The following is a 19,509-nucleotide window of genomic DNA, read 5'->3' on the forward strand; positions in this document are numbered from 1 at the left end:
TGTTAGTTGTCAGTTGTCAATTTTTTACCGACAACCCAAACTCTCTCTTGTAGAAACACCAGTTACAGGATTCACACCATCCGCCCTTTGACAGAGTAAGGATACTTGATAACGGTCAATAAGTGCGTCTGTAAAATCAGCACCAGTGATATCAGCATCATAAAAACGGCTACGGGTTAAAGTTGCTTCTGTGAAAATAGCGTTTCTTAGATTAGCACTATCCAAGGTAACACGATCAACCAAAGCCCCTGTTAAATTTGCAGCTTCTAAATTTGCTTTTAATAAAACGCCTTTGGTAAAAATTGCGTTAGTTAAATTTGCACCTTGGAAATTTGTTCCCCGCATTTCCGCTGCCACAAAAGTTCCCCCAACTAAATCAGTATAGGAAAAGTCACGGTTTTCCAAACTGGCATTATTGTAATTAATGGTGTTAATTTGAGCAAAAGCTGGTTGAGGATTCGTAATTACCGAGAATCCTGCCAAAATAGAAACCAATATTAAACTCAAAAATCGGCAAAAAATCTTGTTCATAAATTTTAAATTTGTAGAAGGCAAGAGGCAAGAGGCAAGAGGCAAGAGTAAATATTACCAATTACCTATTACCTATTACCTATTACCTATTTCCAATCCTTACCAATGCGAATTGTGAGGTCAGATTCCAAATCACCATTGCCAGAAACTTCGATTTGTCCTAAACCTAAAACTTGTCGCAAGTCAATTCCTGGTTGTCGGCTGCCCTTTTGGACAATAATCTGAGTTTGGCGTTGAGTATCTGGCCAGTCGGGAACTATGTAAACATTAGTAAAACCTTTCTGTTTAAGATAGGTAACTACTTTTTCCGTTAACTGGGGTTGGTTAGTAGTATTTTGCACGGCAATTCTTTGAATAGAAACCGGTCTGGTATCTGATTTAATGCCAGTTATATCTACCCCAACATAATCATTTAATAAAGTTTGTTGTCCAGTCATGTTTAACCAATAGCTATTGGCATCTTGACTGAATTTGCTAAATGTACCAGGTAACATGGACATTTGGAAATTATCCCGGTCTACATTGACGGAAAAATTCGCTAATGCCATCATTTCTTCCATTTTCAGGTTGGTATCAAAATACTTTCTCATGCTGCGAGTTAATTGGGGCAACCTGGGTAGAACAGTGGGACTGTTGAGTCGTTGCATTAAAGCATTTATTAGTGCTTGTTGTCGCTGGACTCTGGGTAAATCTCCTTTACCTTCTTCATGAAAACGGGCAAACTGTTCTGCCTGTTCACCGTTGAGATTTTGCCAACCGCTAACTAAATTCACAGCAAAGCCACTAGCCTGATCTTGATAATTCATGGCTTGAGGGACAAATACATCCACACCACCTAACTGTTCCACTAATTCCCGAAAACCGCTAGTAGAAATGCGGATATACCTATCTATGGGAGCATTACCTAAACTCCGACTAACTACTCTGGCGGCTAAAACTGGGCCACCTTTGGCGTTAGCTTCCGATACCTTCGTTAATCCCTGTTCGGGAATGGCTATCATTGTCCCTCTGGGAATTGACAGTAGGCGAATAGATTTATCACTGGGATTGAGCCGCACTAACATCATGGTGTCGCTTTTACCAGCAAAACTTTCTGGTGAACCGTCTACAGTACCAGTAACTGGTTCAATGCCCATAATTAAAATATTCATGGGTTTTGATAGTTTGTACTGAGAAAGTTTAGTCCATAAGTCCCCAGGTACTTTGATTTGGTCTTGTTTATTAGGACTGAATTCATCATCTTTCCCTTGGTCGAGATTGCTCCAGAGGGGAGTCCATAGTGCCAAACTTGATGCTAGTAATCCAGATAGAATTATCCCTAAAACAATTGTTAAGACCCACAATAACCAGCGGGGAACTGTTAAGCCTAGACGGTCATAGAGTTCGTTGGGAATAGTGCCAGGGGATTCAAGGACGTTCCGAGAAGAGTTGACTGATGATTTTGGGTTCACCGACGAAGTTGGGGCTGGTGCTGGTTGGGTTGCTACCTGATTTTCCAACATTTGAACCGGTGGCTGTTTTACCTCCGGTTCTGAGGTTGGGACTTGTTGAGGTACTACCTGATTTTCTGACCATTGAATTTGTTTAATCATAATTTTCTCCCCACTCAACCACTCCTTAAAGGTATGTTAATACAAGCTACAAATATTGCGAGTTAAAACTCGCTGTGGAAATTTTAGATTTTGTGAAATTTCCTCACAGTTTCAATCAGTGATAATTACAACATACTCAACCAGAAAAATTCATCAGTGAAGATCATCGCAAAGTGAATACGTAAACATTTACATCAGATACAGCAGGTGGCGGGGTTAGGAGGTACGAAATCTAAGTTGAAACCTATACACAAAGCCATTTTTACCTGGCGACTCCTGACCTGGTGACTCCTGACTCGGTGAATTCTGCTGTATATTGTTCTGAATTACCGATGTATACCGATATGAATAATTTATTTTTTCCTGTGATTCTGGCGGGTGGTAAAGGTGAGCGTTTTTGGCCTTTGAGCCGACTAGACCGACCTAAGCAATTTTTAAGCCTTGATGGTAGCTCAAGAAGTTTACTACAAGCAACTGCTGATAGATTATTAGTTCTGGCTGGTGGTTGGGAAAATTTGTGGGTGATTACTTCTAGTCCCATTGCTCAAGGGGTGCGAGAACAACTTCCTGATTTGCCAGAGTCGAATTTACTAATTGAGTCCCAGGGTCGAGACACTGCTGCTGCTGTTGCTTGGACAAGTTTAGAAATTAAAAAGCGTTACGGGGAAGATGCTATTATTGGCTTTTTTCCTGCTGACCACTGGATTGCTGACCCGGAGCTATTTGCCGAAACTTTAGCGGCTGCTAAGGATTTGGCGACTAAGAAAGCAGCGATTGTGACTTTGGGTATTAAACCTAATTTTCCATCAACTGCCTATGGTTATATTGAACAAGGCGAAAAAATAGGTAGTTTTAATGAGTTGCCAGCGTATCATGTAAACCGATTTACTGAAAAGCCCGACCGGGAAACGGCGGAAACTTTTTTGTCAACGGGACGGTTTAGCTGGAATAGCGGGATGTTCGTTTTTCGAGCCGGTGTTGTTTTGTCAGAATTACGCACCCATGCACCGGAAATTATGAAACCTTTGGAACAACATGGTGTTGATATTTATCCCCAGTTACCTAAGAAAAGTATAGATTATGCTTTAATGGAAAAAACCAGTCTAGCTTATGTTTTGCCAGTAGCATTTGGTTGGGATGATCTGGGTGACTGGAATGCTATTGAACGCTTGCTGAAGCAGGATGATAATCCTAATCTAGAACTTGCTACTCATGTGGGTTTGGATACTCAGGGAGCGATCGTTTATGCCTCCAATGCTGATGATGTCATTGTCACGATTGGTTTAGAGGATGTGGTGATTGTGCGCGATCGCAATGTTACTCTGGTAGTGAAGAAAGACCGCACCCAAGAAATTAAGCAGATTTTGAAAATTCTGCAAAATGATCAGCGATTTACAGGCTTGTTGTAAAATTTAAACCCCTTGGTAGATGGCTCAAAGTCTTGCTGTTTATTATAACTAGACTGTTAATAGTATTTTGTGACAGTATATATCAAATAACGGATTTGAGCCTTTTTTGGCATAAATTTCCGAAGACTCCACTTTTTTGTCAGGTGGAGTCAAAGACTCGTGAATTCATACTTGGGGTTTGCTGAAAAAGTTGTCTGTGAGGGCAGGGAACTCTTACAGCGATTTCCAATCTTATGATGTACATCTTAGCCCCCTCATCGCACCCCCCTAAATCCCCCCGCCGCGGGGGGAAGAAAAGGATAAGCTTTTGATACTGGAGGGGGTTGGGGGTGGGGTTCTTGTTCCGGGTTTGATGACAATTTGCTGTAAGTAGTGGGACAGAATTAATTACAAAATGTCATTGCGTAAGCGTGGCGTGGCGTTAGCCATATGGAACGAAGTAAAATGAAGCAATTCCAAGGGTTGTGATTGCTTCGCTTCGCTCGCAATGACTGTAAATATTTTTGTCCAATTACTTAACTGGAGACTGGGAACGAGATTTTATTGAGATTTTATTGATAAACAAAAACTGGAACTCTTTTATAAGCAGGTATCCCACTTTTGGGGTCAATATCTGCTTTAAATAAAACGTTAGCTTCAGGATAAAACATAAAAGCTACCCCTTCACGAATTGCACCACAAATAATTTCAATATTTTCTAATTCCCCTGCATTTCCTTTAACTGTAACTTGTTGATGTTCCTGAAATCCTGCTTTTTGTACATCCAGACTATTCATTAAAATACAATAACGATGGGGCATTTTGCGATATTTATCTTCACTGCGATAAACTACCGTGTTATGTTGTCCATAGCTGCGTCCTGTTCCCAATATGACTACAATTCCTGGCTGATTTTCCTCAACCCCAAAAGTTGATTTATGCGGTAAAGTTAATTGTGGTAAAGGGGTAACAAACATCTGCGCTTTACCATTAAAAGTGGGAAATTTAGGTTCATCAAAAATCCGCCCGGCAATGGTAAATTCTGCCTGAGTTTGATCAATTTCACCTATTTTTTCATAGCCAGGAATGGTTTTAGCAATTAATTCTCTAACATAAATAGTATCTTGTAATTTACGCCAATTAATCGGATTTTCATCATGTAGACGATGGGCAATTTCTGTAATTAGTTCTACTTCAGAAATTAAATCAGAATTACCTGGGCGTAAATGACTTTTACCTGCATCATTTAACCTCACAAAATTATTACCTGATTCTGTTGTAGTCCTATGGGGATTTTCAAACCGATTGAAAACAGGTAATATTAAAGTTTGCTGTTTTCCTAATCCATGAAAATGTCCTAGATTCGGTTTTGTCGCTACATAAAAAATGGTTTCTATTTGTAATAAAGCCTGTTTTGCTTGTTGTAAGTCTGGGTTAGCTGCATACAAATTCCCCCCCAAACAAAAGAGTGTATTGATCTTTCCTAATTCTGCTGCTGCTATTAAATCACGGGTATGATAACCAGGAGTTTCATTGAGGGGTTTTCCTAACAGCTTAGATAGTGCTTGTTTGATTTCTTCTCGCAAATTGATGGTTACACCCATTGAACCAAATCCTTGCACGTTAGAATGTCCTCGAATGGGCATTGTTCCCGCGCCAATTTTACCGGCGTTACCTGTAATTAAAGCCGTATTTGCTATACTAAAAACATTTTCTACGCCGTTGGCTTGTTGAGTTATGCCCATAGCCCAAGCAAATACTACACTTTCTGATTTACCAATGATATAAGCTGTGGCTGTAATTTCTTCTTGGGATAATCCGCAGGTTTTAGTGATATGATCCCAGGATATATTTTCTGCATAATCTAAAATTTGTTGCCAGTTTTGGGTGTAGGATTGGAGATATTCTATTTTGATTAAATTTTGGGCAATGAGGGATTTTTGCAACCCGACAAATAATGCGACATCACTACCAGGAATGGGTTGTAAATATAAAGAAGAGATATCTGAACCACCTGTGAGTAATGATTTGATGGGAAATGCTGGCGAGGCAAATTTGACTAAACCGATTTCTATTTGGGGGTTAATAATAATTACTTTACCGCCTCTTGCTCGCAATTTGATCAATTCGTTCATTAAGCGGGGATGATTTGCAGGTGCGTTAGAACCAATTAAAACTAGACAATCACTATGTTGTAAGCCTTCTAAACTTACCATTGATGTGCCTGAACCGAAAACTTTTTTTAAGCCGATGGTTGAGGGGACGTGACATAAATCTGAACAATCTGCTAGATTATTACTACCAAGCGATCGCATTAACAATTGTAATAAATATGCAGCTTCATTGGAAGAACGTCCAGAACTATAACTAGCAATTTTTTCTGCTGGTTGTTGAAAGGCTGTTGTGGCGATTTGATAAACTTCTTCCCAGCTAATGCGTTGATAATGAGATGAACCTGATTTGAGGATGAGAGGATAAGTCAGTCTACCTAAATCATCGCATTCTTGAGAGGTCAGTTGTTGTAATTCATTAATATGATATTTTTGAAAAAAATCTGATTTAATTCCTGGTTGCAATTCCGCAGCAATGGCTTCTACACTTTTAGCACAACGTTGTAAGTATTCTCCTGCTTCATTAACAAACCCTCCTTTTTGTCCACCTGTACCCCAAGCACAGGATAAACAGGCACTTTTATGATTGAGAGTTTGCCATAATTGTAATCCTTGGGGTGAGAGAGTTTTTTCTAGCCAATATTGGATTACAGGTAAACCGCCACCGGATTGGGAATTAGATTTGTTTTCGGGTAAATTATTCATAAATAGGAGTTTCCTATCTTATTTTTTTACAGACCGATTTTTTAATATTTAGCTTATACCAATTTTTATAAAGCTGCACAGAAACATGAAATCCATTAATTAATTCATCCCTCTTTATCTGCGTTTATCTGCGTTTATCTGCGTTCAATTGACAATATTCTCTATAGTAAATTCCGTGCTATGAAGTTGATTATATGCTTTAATGACTTCTTCGGGACTAAGAGGGTGTTTGAAAAGTTATGGTTGATGTATCAAATATTTTTTACCCCTCCCTTTACAAGGGGAAAGGGGGTAGCAACGTGATGAAAATTACGGAATACTACTTTTAAAACATCCTCTTGCCTCTTGCCTCTTGCCTTGCCATAACGACGATTTTCAATGCTAACCTACTTAATATCCCCGACTTCTTTTTTGATTGTGTTAATCAATAGACATCTCCGGTAAAGATTGTAGAGACGTTCCATGGAACGTCTCTACAGGGGTTTCATGTCACGCATATTTAATTTTCGGAGATGTCCAATGATAAATTCCTGCAAGAAGTCGGGGATCTGGGTCAATTAGCAATTACCTATTCAGCCGTTTTATTAGCTGCACGATTAGCACGAGCTTCGGCGGAGTTCATGACTTCTGCAAAGTTTTCTACGACTTCACCGGGGAAGTTTTCTAGGATTCTGGTAGAAATAGCAACTCGACCTTTACCTTCATCTAAATCAATAATTACAGCCTTAATTGGTTGACCAATTTGAAAGACTTTTTCTAAAGAGTCAATGAATTTTTGGCTCACTTGTTTGATGTGTAGTAAGGCGCTGACACCGTTAAAATCTACGAATACACCAAAAGGTTTGATGCCAGTAATTTTTCCTTCGATTAATTGACCGATTTCTAATAAACTGAAGTTGCTAGAACGAGCGGCTAAACGTTGAGAGAGAACGAGTTTATTGGTTTCCCGATTGATTTCTAAAAAGCCTACGGTGAGAGTTTGACCTTTGAGTGCTTCTAGGTTATCACGTTCGGCGATGTGCGATCGCGGAATAAAACCCCGGACACCTAGAAGATCAACAGTGACACCACCTTTATTGACACCTGTTACCCGTACTTGCACACTTTGGGAATTCTCCTGCATTTCTAACAGTTTTTCCCAAATTTGTTTCACTTCCAATTGCTTGCGGGAAATGGTAACTTGACCTTCAGCATCCTGATCCCGAATAATCAAAAACTCTAGTTCCTCATTCATCGGTAATACTTCCGACAAATCAGCTACTGCTCTCAAGGAAGCCTCTTCTTGGGGAAGAAACGCGGAGGATTTCCCACCAATATCAACATAAGCGCCGTCGTGGTCAACTTGGAAAACTTTACCACGAACAACTTGTCCTTTTTGAAATTGGTAATCGTGTTTTTCCAAGGCTTTGGCAAAATCATCCATTGAAAAAGACGAGTTGGCTGTTTGAGAAAGTTTAGATTCGGAATTCATGACGTTTGAAGATAAATTGTTATTTGTTTAGTTGTCAGTGGTCAGTGGTCAGTGGTTGGGCTAGTACAGATTGGCGGAAATAAACCAACTATTCTAAATCGTTAAAAAGCCTATAATGTCTTAGTTTTGACTTTTAACTGGTTACTGAGCTTGTCGAAGTATTGACTTTTGAGTTCCGCCCTGTGGTACTAGTAGCTCGTCAAATTTATTTTGACGGGTAATGATCGGAAAAAACTTCTGTTCTTCCCTCCCCTACCTCCCCCACCTCCCCTACCTCCCCTACCTCCCCTACCTCCCCCACCTCCCCTACCTCCCCCACCTCCCCTACCCCCTACTTGCCTTCACCCATCATTTTCGGGTTGACAGACTACTAGTTGTCCAAAAAGTTGTTGGACTTGCTCCCAAGCATCCGCCGCAGCTTTAGAATTATAACTGGCACGACGGTCACAAAAAAATCCATGCCCAGATCCATCGTAACGAAACAGACGATGAGAAATGTGATATTTTGCAAGTTCGGCGGCAATCTCGTCTACCTCTTCTGGAGGAATACTCGCATCTTCCTCACCAAAAAAGGTGTAGATAGTGCCTTTAATTGCTGATGTCCGGGTAATACTGGGATTTCCACCTCCGGGAGTACGAGTAGTGATCCCCGCACCGTAAAAGGAAGCAGTGGCTTTAATATCAGAGAGTGTAGCAGCTAAATAGGCGACGTGACCACCAAAACAAAAGCCAATACAACCAAATTCATCTGGGTTAACATTGGGTAAAGTTTTTAAGTAGTTAATGGCTGCTTGAATATCGCTTAAAAGTTCTGATGCTGTGGTTTGTGACCAAGCGTATTTTTTGCCTATTTCCACAGCTTCCGGCGTGTAACCAGTTTCAAATCCAGGGGCTTGACGTTGAAACAGTGCTGGAGCGATCGCCACATATCCTAGTTTAGCAATCCGTTCGGTAACATCCCGAATATGGGCGTTAACCCCAAAAATCTCCTGGAGAACGACAATTCCCGGATAAGAACCTGGTGCAGTTGGTTGAGCTAAATAGGCGGCTATTTGCAAATTGTCTTGAGGAATTTGAATTGTTGTAGTCTGTATTGCTGACTCTGTCATAATATAAGTTGTGATTAGGGAAATAGGTAAGAGGTACGAAGCACAAGTTAATAATAGTTATATCTATCAGCAATTAGTAACCACTAATGGCGTTGTGAATTACGATTCATTTACTGCTGATCGGACTTACATTCATTTTGACCCTTACCTTCTGATTTGGTGTATTCTTCTGTGATAATATTTTCCATAGCAAACTAACCCATTAATCATATATTTAACAGGTAAATTATGGCTATTTGTATAAGTCTTATGGAGCAGAATTGGTAATGATTCAATTCCGTATTCAGCCAGATAGTGAAATTCCTGCATCTAATCAACTGTTTAATCAGATCAGATTTGCGATCGCCTCTGGGCAATATTCACCTGCATATAAACTACCCAGTACCAGGGCTTTAGCCATGCAAACTGGATTACATCGCAACACCATTAGTAAAGTTTACCGCCAATTGGAGGAAGAAGGATTTGTCGAAAGTTTAGCAGGTTCAGGCATCTATGTCCGCCCTCAAGGTCATGAAGGCGGAAGCAGATCCCAGTCTCCCATGCTCAAACAAAATCCTCAAGCCTATAAGGTGGTGCAACAAGCCCTAGATGAGTTACTGGGTCAAGGTTGTTCTCTGAATCAATCACGAGAACTATTTTTAGCAGAAGTTGACTGGCGCTTGCGTTGTAGTGCCAGAGTATTAGTGGTGACACCATCTCAAGATATTGGGGCTGGGGAATTAATGGTTGATGAGTTAGAAGAATCCCTGCAAATCCCCCTCCAGCTAGTCGCAATGGAACAACTGATTGGAGTATTAGACCAAACCACTTCAGCCACATTAGTCACCAGTCGTTATTTTATCGGAGAAGTGGAAGCGATCGCTGCACCCAAAGCAGTTCGCGTGATTCCCCTAGATATTCACGACTATGGCAAAGAAATGACTGTCGTGAAAAGCCTACCCAAATCCAGTTGTATTGGTATAGTTAGCCTCAGTCCTGGTATTCTCAGAGCCACAGAAGTCATTCTCCACGGTTTACGAGGAGACGAAATATTAGTCATGACTGCTCAACCAAAGGATGCTTATAAACTACACGCGATCGTTAAACGCTCAGAAATAATATTTTGTACAGATCAAGTCAGCTATGCCACAACCCAAGCAGCTATACAAACAGTCCTAGAAGACCTCATCCGTCCACCCAAACTGATTCGCTGTGAAAACTACATCGGTACACAGTCCATCAACTTACTAAAACGGGAATTAGGACTAATTTAAGTTGTCAGTTGTCCCGAAAATAACCCTAATGAACAAATAATTTGCGCTTCCTGTTGTCCGTCTTCAGGATGAATCACACACAAAGAATTATTATCACGTAAAGAAATAATCATTGTGGCTAATTGTTCATCACTAATCCCACTTTTCAACTGCCGATTAAGTTTAACAATCGTCGTTTCTTTTAATGGATAAAGATAGATTTCTTCAACCGCCTTTTTCAAAGTTTGCCAATCTTCACCTAATGAAAATAACGATGAAAATAATGGGGTTTCTGTCTTCTTAATATAAGCATCTAATCTATAATATGTTCGATATCTTGCGCCTTTAGAGCTTCCTAATTGTCCTCTAGTTGTTTTATGCTGTTCCAATACCAAATCAGCCCCTTGCGAGACAATTTCATGATGTTTGGGATGCTTTTCTAAAGGGGGTGTATTCCGGTTACATCTAGCCATTCTCAAAATTCGCATTTGCGATTGAGTTACACTTTCTCCTTCCCTATTTATCCAAGCTAAAGCATCTGTACCATCAGCAGTGCGAAGATACATTAATACACCTTCAGGATCTAAATTTGTTCCTTGATATTCGCGGGTAGAATAGATAACATTAGGCAGATTTTTAATAATCTTCTCTAAATCAGGATCAGCATCTATGGCATTTTTCCAAATTTGAAAAGCTTCCGATGTTAGGTCAACCTCTCCATCTTCTGCTTCATCTAAAATACCAGACTTTTCATGATAAAGATCAACAATTTCTTGATAGGAAAGGGTATCTTCAAAAAATGTTTCATCTGTTCCCACCACATTAGCATTTTCTTGTAATCTTTCCCCTAATCTTCCGCGTAGATTGATTAATTCCTCGACTCCTTCCGCAGGTAAAAAGGAATAGCAGAGAATTTCTGAGGCTTTTTGGCCAATTCTATCTACTCTTCCCGTTCTTTGAATTAAACGAATAATTGCCCAAGGTAAATCATAATTAATAATAATCCGACAATCTTGTAAATTTTGACCCTCACTTAAAACATCGGTAGCAATTAAAATTCTAATTTGTTGTTCTATGGCAATATTTTGTTTATTACTTTCTGGACTAAAACGATATGCTAATATTGTCGGATCATTTATTTTTCCTGTGACTAAAGTAGCTTGAGGAATATTCTCTTTTTCCAAAGACTCTTGTAAATAACGCGCTGTATCTGCAAATTGAGTAAAAATCAATATTTTCTCATTTGGATGAGTTTGTGTGACTAATTTTTGCAAAGTTTGAAATTTTTGATCTTGTTGATAATTCCATTCTCCACAGTTATTTAATAATTTCAATAATGATAAAGCATCTTCCCGTAAATGTTTTTTTAATTCAGCATTAAATAATCGAGAATTTAACCATTTAAACCGTTTTTGATATTTGCTTTGATAAAGTTCATAAATAGCTTTTGCTTGACGTTTATATTCTGTATCTTTACTGGTTAAACTTGCAAAACTAATTTCATCACCTTCATCATTTTCATCATCAGCTATTTCAAAATCTAAAGCTGTAGAATTAACCGTATCAGCATCTTCATCATTATTACAAGTATCTAAAAATTCTGCATCCTGTGTACCAATAGGAATATCTAACTTATTTTCTAACGCATAAAGATAAACATAATTCCGTAAAACATGACGTTCTAAAGACTCTAAAAAAGCAGTTCCACTACTTTCTAATCTTTTAAATAAATTCGTGCGACAAAAACCCATTAACCGTCTTCCTGCGCGAGATAAACCATTTAAAATTTGTTGTTCTGTTGCTGTGGGAGGTTGTTTATATTTATCTAAAGTGTAATTTCCCAAACCGTAACGGGGTAAAGATAGAGAATTAATAATTTCGACAACTTCACTAGCATATAATTTTCCATAATTATCATCATTATTAATCGTAAATTTCGCAGTTTTAGGAATCCGCACGGGAAAATAAGAACGAGTACCATCAGTAAATTGTAAATATTTACGTCCATTTAAAGGATCTGTATCAGCATAATTATTTTTAATAAAACTGCGAGTTCTCCTAATCATATAACGATTCATTAATTGTTGCCAATCTTCAAAATATTCGCTTTTTTCAAATGCTGCTAAAGTTCTCATATCGGTTTGGGGATGTTTGCGTTTAAACTCCATTTCATTCCCCAATTCCCTGATTAAATGTTCGGGTTTGATTCCTAAATCTTTGGATTCAGGAACGAATAACCGTAACTGTGCAGATAAGTCAAAATAGCTTTTATTATAAGGAGTTGCAGTCAGTAAAATACACCGACTTTCGCTTTGTTCTATATATTCTTTAATAGCTGCGTAACGTTGTCCATCTCGATTTCTTAAATTATGACTTTCATCTATTAAGACTAAGCGAAAACGCGCGGGAATTGTGGGTAATATTTTACTAACTTGACTAATAGAAATTACTGCACCTCTTAAACCATATTCTTCTCGATATTTTTCCCACATAGAAACGAGATTTTTAGGACAAATAATCAGGGTACTAATTCCCAGTTCTTCTTCAATAATTTTCGCTATAGCTGTTCCCACTAAAGTCTTTCCTAATCCTACCACATCCCCAATCATCACCCCACCGCGACGGTTCACATAATGCGCGGCTATTTTCACTGCTGCTGCTTGAAAAGGAAATAATTGAAAGTCTGAAGGTATTTGATATTGACTTAAACCATCTCGCGCTTCTTGAGAGAGATGATAAGCCATTTTTAGATACACATAATAAGGATCAATTAACTTGTCTGTAGCCCAACTTTCATCTATAATTTCTGCTAATTGTTCAGAAATATCTAAACAAAAATTATCTTCCCAACGTTCATTAAACCAAGTTTGTAATTTATGGGTAGCATCATGATCTAAAATATCTACATTCAATTCTCCCTGTGCTGATAATCCTGAAAAGGTTAAATTACTACTCCCTAAAAAACCGATTGCAGGTAAATTAGCATGATTTTGCGGAACTAAATATAATTTCGCGTGGAGGGGATGACGTAAATAGAGTTTCACAACTACTTTTTTAGCTTTTAATTGTGATTTAAGTCTTTTTAAACCCAATTCATCAGCATTATTAGGTTTTCCAATCATTAATTGTTGGCGAAATTCCTGAACTATGCGTTTTTGCAATTGAAAAGATTTATTTCTATCTATGGGTTTTTGGGATATTCCTAAACCTAATAGTTCCTGAAGTTCATCTTTGGGAAGTTTTTGCATTCCAATTAATAACCGACAACTATTATTTTCTCCGCCGGTAAATTGTTCAATTTCCTCCTGTATTAATTTCCATCCTCGCAAGTTAAAATAACCGACACAAAAATCAGCCCTATTTGCAGATTGGAGGCTTTTTTTAAGTATAGGTAATAGTTGATCATTAATATTATCAAAAATCCGAGGCATAGTTTTTATTAATTACCAAATTCTTTTTGAAAAATGTCCTCAAAATACAATCTGAGACTACGAGACATAAATTACCTCTGTTTCCACCACATTTCTAATTTGAGGCTTTAACATCTTCTTGCTAACTACATCTACCGAACATCCTAAACTATCCTCCAGAAAAAATTTTAAATCCATATAGCAGTCAAATGTTACTTTTCCCTCAAACTCCACTAATAAATCAACATCACTTTTAGCCGTCGCTTCATCTCTTGCTACCGAACCAAATAAACCGAGAGATTTTACACCATAACCTCGAATCTCTACCGCATGATCTTTTAAAAAAGTGATCAGTTTTTCTCGTTTCATTTTTTAACTCCTTAAAGATTTTTTATTTCTTTCAACTTAGATAATATCCCTTTTTTCACTTTTGTTTTTATCTATAAATTCCTTAATTAATTGATAAACTTATTCAGGTTTATCTTCTGGTATTTTGTCAATTTCTGCATAAATCAATTGTTTAACAGTCATGGTTTTTACTCCTGTTGCTGATTTGAATATTATAACATAATACATAATATCAGATTCCCAACTTCTATCATTAATTTATCATCTATTAACACAATTAAAACAGAAGTCGGGAATATTAGATATTAATCTTCAACTTTTTCCAACCAAATTTGTAAATCATTCACAGTTTTAAAGTCTAATAAATCTTCACTTAAATCTTCTAAAACAGGTAAAGATAAATTAGAAATAGAACCACGTATTTTTGGGGATATTTTACCAAATCGTTTACTCAAAAGTCTCATAACTAAATTAAAAGTTGCTTCTTCTAGTCCTTCTTTTCTTCCTGCTTTTAATCCTTGTTCTAATCCTTGTTCTAGTCCTTCTTCTCTTCCTTCTTCTTTAATTTCTTGATAAACTCGTGTTTGTTTGAGTGTGATTCCTAACATAGATTCTACCTCTTGACGGTTGAGATTTTCAAACTTGTACATCATGATAGTTGTGATCATTTCTATTATGACGCTATTTGATGATGATGGTATTTCTTCCTTAGTTTTTGTTAATAAATACCTGGCTACTTCTGGTGCTTGACTTTCTTCTAAGGTAGTTAATATCATCACTCCTACCCATGTTGGTAATTGATGAATATCCCCCAATTCATCTAAGTATACTCTATGTACTTGATCACTGTTCAAAAATGCCCGCAGTGGATAAATATTGCTTTGTTCGATATTACGAGATGGATAAATTATTACTGCTTCCCAATCACTAAATCTAGCCCGATTACGATAGAAATATAAGGAAGATTCAGCTACTACTCTTTCATACAATATTTCATCTTTTTGAAATTGCACCTCACAGAAATATACAATTCCTGGATTTTCATTTTCTGGTGGTAAAAATACTCCGTCAATTTCAAATTTTGGTTCTTTAATTGCTACAGAATCAAATCTATAACTATCGGCATTTTCTGGAGGATTTTCCAACAGTTGAAATAATAAAGATGGATATTGTTGAAATAGTTTGTAAAAGATTGTGTCTCGACGCATAACATAAATATTTTCTAGGATGTAGTTACTATTTTATTCTAACAGGATTTATGCAATCTGATGCACCATACAATTTATGATTTATTGACACAATTAAAACAGAAGTCGGGGATCTTGATCAATGTTTACTATAATATAGTAAAATAGTTGTAGTAATTACAGGTGAGTGAATATGATAGCCCAAGAAATAATGGCCAAAATTGACGAAAATGGTAACATCTCTTTAGAAACTCCTTTAATGGTTAATAAACCAAGTCGGGTTAAATTAATTGTTTTGTTTATTGAAGATGAATTAGATGAAGATAATGAATCAAAAGAAGCTGTTTTAGAAAGTTTGAAAACCTCATTACAAGAAGCTAAAGCAGGTAAAGTTCATCCAATTTCAGAACTTTGGGAAGGTATTGATGTTGAGTGAAACACCATTTGTTATCGTTAATTTTACCGATAATTTTAAACAAAAAATACGCAGTTTGTCAAAAAAATATCGCCACATTCGTAATGATATTCAACCAATAATTGAAGAATTACAAAGTGGTAATTTCTTAGGTGATCAAATTTCAGGAACAGGGTATACAGTTTTGAAGGTAAGAGTTCGCAACAGTGACATTCAAAAAGGGAAAAGTAGTGGTTATCGAATTATTTATCAAATTGAATCACCTACAAATGTCCTTTTACTGTTAATTTATTCTAAACTGGAACAAACAGATGTAACAATGGATGAAATTAAGTCAGTTATAGAACTGTTTCAAGCATGATCTTAGTTTTAATCCTCATCCGTTTTTATTATATATTGTAGGGGTTTAGCACATTGCTAAACCCCTACGTTAACGTTATTAACCAACCATCAAACCATATCCCGATAAGCATTTAAAGCTGCATCTTTCACGGTTTCTGCAACAATGGGAAAGGTACTCAATATATGACTAAATTCTGTTTCTGTTAATCCATATAAATGGGCAATTATTCCATCTAATTCCGCGCGGATTTTCCCCCTTTCTCTCTCGTCTGTAATTCCGTTTTTATGACTTCCTAAACCTACTTCTTTCGCTAATTCATCATATTCTGGTGTTGTACAGATGAGTTTGGCTGCACGTTCTACTATTTCTTGAAAAAATGGGTCTTTTTCTGTTAATCTGGGAATAGTTAAGCTATACATAAAGTGCATATCTAAATGAGATGTAATTCTTTTACGAATTTCATAATCTACAACAAAAGAATTAAAAACTCCTGTTAAGAATAAAGTAACATTGTAAGGTAATAAATTTTTGATACTCTGGGCTGTATCAGCACAAAATCTATTTTTATGTAATACACAAGCAATTAAACTACGCTCATTTGTACTGCTTGCAATTCTTCTATGAACTAAACGATAATCTTGATAGGAAAGTTTTTGCTTATTGTCTTCATTTTTACCTAAAAGTTTTTTTCTTCCTTCACTTAACTCAATCCAATATTTAGGTTCTGCAAAATTATAATTGAATTGATGAAACATATTTCCTTGAATCAGAGGTACTAATCCTTCCTGATATTCTTTATGAAATAAATAACTATCATTTGTCATGTGCAGTTCTTGTGTTAGTTTAACATTCCATTTATCCTGGATTTCCTCCCCCAACAAAGGAAACTGACTCATTTTTTCAGCTATGAAAATATCTAAATCAGATTTAAACTCCATAACCGAAATAGAATCAGGAGATAACTGTTTAATTAAATCCACAGAAATATGAAGACAATCATCATCAGGAAAACTATTCAACTCTCCCACATCATGACGCATAAACCTAGCAGGAAAAGATAAAGTTTGATTACCATTTTCAAAAGTCAAAACCACAAACTTAAAACTTTTATGCACTCCTTCAAAAATAGCCTTTTTATTTTCAAAACAGAATAAACCAGTGATATTAGTTTGTGAAAACAACATTTCTCGGAGTTGCTTAGTTCCCAAATCTGTATAAATCCCGCTAGGAATCACTAAACCACATTCACCATGTGGAGAAAGTAAATTAACACATTGTTCCACAAACAACTTATATAAATTAATATCAGTTCCCTGTTTCTTCCCATTAACCACAGAAATCTGATTAAGATATTGTTCAGCACTTCTAAAATATAAACTCACATGAGGATATTGACTTTGATATTTTAACCAAGCAGTAGCAACTTCAGGATTTTCTAATAACTGCTTTTGTTCCTTCTCAAAAGTCTTAATGTCCATCTTATTCTTAGTCACTAAATCACTATATTCCGCAAAAAACTCCTTAGCTTGCGGTTTAAAAATCTCCCAAGGAGGATTACCTAAAATAATATCAAAACCACCCCTAGCAATAATTTGATCAAAATGATAACCCCAATGAAAAGGTTTTAATGCTTTCATATCAGCCATATTTAAAACCCGTTTACTAGCTTTCCCCTTTAACTGCACCTCCTCATATTTAATCTTTAAATTCCCAAACTCATCTAACAACAATTGATTTAACTTAACCAAAGATTCCCGGTTAACATCATTAATATGATGTCTCAAAAATTGTAAACGATCTTCTTGTTCCGTATCTTCAACCTTCCCCACAATAAAAGCGTGTTCCTTATACATCTTAATACTTTCATTTTTCTCATTTAAAATAGTTTGATAATCCTGGGCTTTTAATTGTTGTAAAATATCAGGGTTTCCCACAATATCAAAACGTTTATCATCAACCCGAATCAACCCAATTAAAGAATTACCTGCCATAATGTTAAAATCAACATTAGGTAAAGGTTCTAAATCATCAACAGTTTTCGCAGAAGCAACTAAACTTAAAAATAACCGTAACTTGGCAATTTCCACCGCTTCCTCCATGATATCCACACCATAGAGATTGTCAGTAATTACCCGCTTTTTGATATAATAATCCAAAGAAGGATGATCTTGTTTAATCTTACTTAATCTAGCTTGATTTGACTCATTTCCCGAAACTTGAATAAAGTCAAAAATGGCAGTATAAATCTTAATTAAATGTTGTAAAGCAGCTACCAAAAAAGCCCCACTACCACAAGCAGGATCTAAAATTGAAAGCTGAGGTAAAATCTCATCTAATAATTGCTGACACAATTGATTATTTTCTCGTTTTTCTCGTTCCCAGTCTCCAGACTGGGAATGCCCTCTTAGAGGTTCTACCTCCTCTATTTTCGAGGCAGAGCCTCTGGGTTCACATTCCCACGCAGAGCATGGGAACGAGGGTACATTACCAATCTTCTCACTAATAAACTTATTAATAGTCCGTTCACAAAGATAATTAGTAATTTCCGGTTTAGTATAATAAGCACCAAACTCCTTTTGGTTAATATACTTCTCAAAAATATACCCTAAAACATCAGGATTAATTTCATCATCCTTACCACTGGGAGTATCATCTAAATGCCAAGTATAACCAGAAAATAACTTAAATATATCCTCAAAACCACCATCACTAATTCTAATTTTTCCGCGATATTTCTCTTCAATAATATGGGGTAAAAATAAACCACCATTAATATATTTAATTCTACCAATTAAAGCCGCAGTTCCATCTTTACGGAACTTTTCAGCTTTACCAAAACCATCAAAAAACAAAGTCTGTAAAAACTCTTGATAATATAAATCTTCACCTTTGGTTTGACTAACCTTCAACTTATCTTGTAAATAATCAGGATTTCCATGATCTAAAAACCCCTTTTTCTGGAGAAAATAAATAAACATCAACCGATTCAAAATCACCGAAGCATACCAATTAGCATCTTTGATATTATCTATACCTTTAATAAAGGTAACAAATTTCCGATGTTCCAACTGGAAATCATCAAAAAACTTTTTAGTAATCTTTTCAATATCAAAAGCCTTTTGAGTGCGTTGAGTAACATCAGTTAAAGTTAAATTTTCTTCCTCAGCAAAATCAATAAATAAAGATTCTAACTTTTGAGTTAATAACTCTCCAGATTGAGTAATATTAAAAGTAGTTTCCTTGGCTTTAGTTTTATTTGCAGATTCTCTTTTTACCCATTGCCAAACCTGCTTTTCTTGCTTTTTATCAGTATAAATAATTAAATGTTCTTGACTATAACTTGTAACTTCCGTATCAATCTTTTTTCTAACTTTAGAATTGGGTAAAATGCCATTATCAGACACACAATGATAAACCATCATTCCGCGTTTTTGGGCAGCAGCTTCTATAGTATAATTTTCCTCATCTACAGTTAAATAAAGAGGAGAACCATCTGCATAATCCCAACCCAACTCTTCAATAAATAAAGATGTAAAATCAGATGATTGGAGATATGTTTTAACTTGATTGCGATTGAACTTCATAAAATGCACTCCTGGTATATGTAAAACAGTCGGTTTTAACCGACTTTAGCTATGAGACAGGGAATTTATTCCCTGGATTTCTG

Annotated in this window: 13 protein-coding genes; 4 read left to right on the top strand and 9 right to left on the bottom strand. The window is 36.5% G+C overall.

Annotated features, from left to right (window positions below; translation table 11 throughout):
* Positions 1-24: 24 nt before the first annotated feature.
* Positions 25-531 carry a pentapeptide repeat-containing protein gene (locus tag NG743_RS03370; RefSeq protein ID WP_027404867.1) on the bottom strand — a complete coding sequence of 169 codons (507 nt, stop codon included), beginning with the start codon at positions 529-531 and terminating at the stop codon, positions 25-27.
* A gap of 86 nt (positions 532-617) precedes the next feature.
* Positions 618-2,123: an LCP family protein gene (locus tag NG743_RS03375; RefSeq protein WP_027404866.1), complete on the bottom strand. Its 1,506-nt coding sequence runs from the start codon at positions 2,121-2,123 to the stop codon at positions 618-620.
* Between the two features lie 344 nt (positions 2,124-2,467).
* On the opposite strand from NG743_RS03375, the gene NG743_RS03380 reads away from it, so the two are divergent.
* Positions 2,468-3,532, top strand: coding sequence for a mannose-1-phosphate guanylyltransferase (locus NG743_RS03380; protein WP_027404865.1), 1,065 nt, complete (start codon positions 2,468-2,470; stop codon positions 3,530-3,532).
* A gap of 551 nt (positions 3,533-4,083) precedes the next feature.
* Here the strand turns inward: NG743_RS03380 and NG743_RS03385 are convergent.
* The 3 genes from NG743_RS03385 to NG743_RS03395 form a co-directional block, all read right to left on the bottom strand.
* On the bottom strand, positions 4,084-6,327 hold the full coding sequence (locus NG743_RS03385) for an FdhF/YdeP family oxidoreductase (RefSeq protein ID WP_257121520.1): 2,244 nt from the start codon (positions 6,325-6,327) through the stop codon (positions 4,084-4,086).
* Between the two features lie 568 nt (positions 6,328-6,895).
* Entirely contained in the window at positions 6,896-7,798 is a 903-nt protein-coding gene (locus NG743_RS03390; protein ID WP_027404863.1) for a S1 RNA-binding domain-containing protein, read from the bottom strand.
* A gap of 341 nt (positions 7,799-8,139) precedes the next feature.
* A complete protein-coding gene (locus NG743_RS03395; protein WP_193964640.1) occupies positions 8,140-8,907 on the bottom strand; it encodes a dienelactone hydrolase family protein in 768 nt (255 codons plus the stop codon).
* A gap of 266 nt (positions 8,908-9,173) precedes the next feature.
* On the opposite strand from NG743_RS03395, the gene NG743_RS03400 reads away from it, so the two are divergent.
* On the top strand, positions 9,174-10,160 hold the full coding sequence (locus NG743_RS03400) for a GntR family transcriptional regulator (RefSeq protein ID WP_027404861.1): 987 nt from the start codon (positions 9,174-9,176) through the stop codon (positions 10,158-10,160).
* Here NG743_RS03400 and NG743_RS03405 read toward each other — a convergent pair.
* The 3 genes from NG743_RS03405 to NG743_RS03415 all read right to left on the bottom strand — a co-directional run bounded on the left by NG743_RS03405 (position 10,157) and on the right by NG743_RS03415 (position 15,105).
* Positions 10,157-13,570 carry a helicase-related protein gene (locus NG743_RS03405; RefSeq protein WP_257121521.1) on the bottom strand — a complete coding sequence of 1,138 codons (3,414 nt, stop codon included), beginning with the start codon at positions 13,568-13,570 and terminating at the stop codon, positions 10,157-10,159. The genes NG743_RS03400 and NG743_RS03405 overlap by 4 nt on opposite strands.
* 57 nt (positions 13,571-13,627) lie before the next feature.
* Positions 13,628-13,918, bottom strand: coding sequence for a nucleotidyltransferase family protein (locus NG743_RS03410; RefSeq protein ID WP_193896423.1), 291 nt, complete (start codon positions 13,916-13,918; stop codon positions 13,628-13,630).
* A 284-nt stretch (positions 13,919-14,202) separates the two neighbouring features.
* On the bottom strand, positions 14,203-15,105 hold the full coding sequence (locus NG743_RS03415) for an Rpn family recombination-promoting nuclease/putative transposase (protein WP_027404858.1): 903 nt from the start codon (positions 15,103-15,105) through the stop codon (positions 14,203-14,205).
* A gap of 172 nt (positions 15,106-15,277) precedes the next feature.
* On the opposite strand from NG743_RS03415, the gene NG743_RS03420 reads away from it, so the two are divergent.
* Positions 15,278-15,520 carry a type II toxin-antitoxin system RelN family antitoxin gene (locus NG743_RS03420; protein ID WP_027404857.1) on the top strand — a complete coding sequence of 81 codons (243 nt, stop codon included), beginning with the start codon at positions 15,278-15,280 and terminating at the stop codon, positions 15,518-15,520.
* Complete coding sequence (locus tag NG743_RS03425) at positions 15,510-15,860, top strand: type II toxin-antitoxin system RelE family toxin (protein WP_257121522.1); 351 nt, start codon at positions 15,510-15,512, stop codon at positions 15,858-15,860. Before NG743_RS03420 ends, NG743_RS03425 begins: the two co-directional genes overlap by 11 nt.
* Positions 15,861-15,949: 89 nt before the next feature.
* Here NG743_RS03425 and NG743_RS03430 read toward each other — a convergent pair whose 3' ends face one another.
* Positions 15,950-19,426, bottom strand: a complete 3,477-nt coding sequence (locus NG743_RS03430; RefSeq protein ID WP_257121523.1) for an Eco57I restriction-modification methylase domain-containing protein — start codon at positions 19,424-19,426, stop codon at positions 15,950-15,952.
* Positions 19,427-19,509 lie beyond the last annotated feature (83 nt).

This window comes from Dolichospermum heterosporum TAC447 (assembly GCF_024584745.1).
GTDB classification, from domain to species: domain Bacteria; phylum Cyanobacteriota; class Cyanobacteriia; order Cyanobacteriales; family Nostocaceae; genus Dolichospermum; species Dolichospermum heterosporum.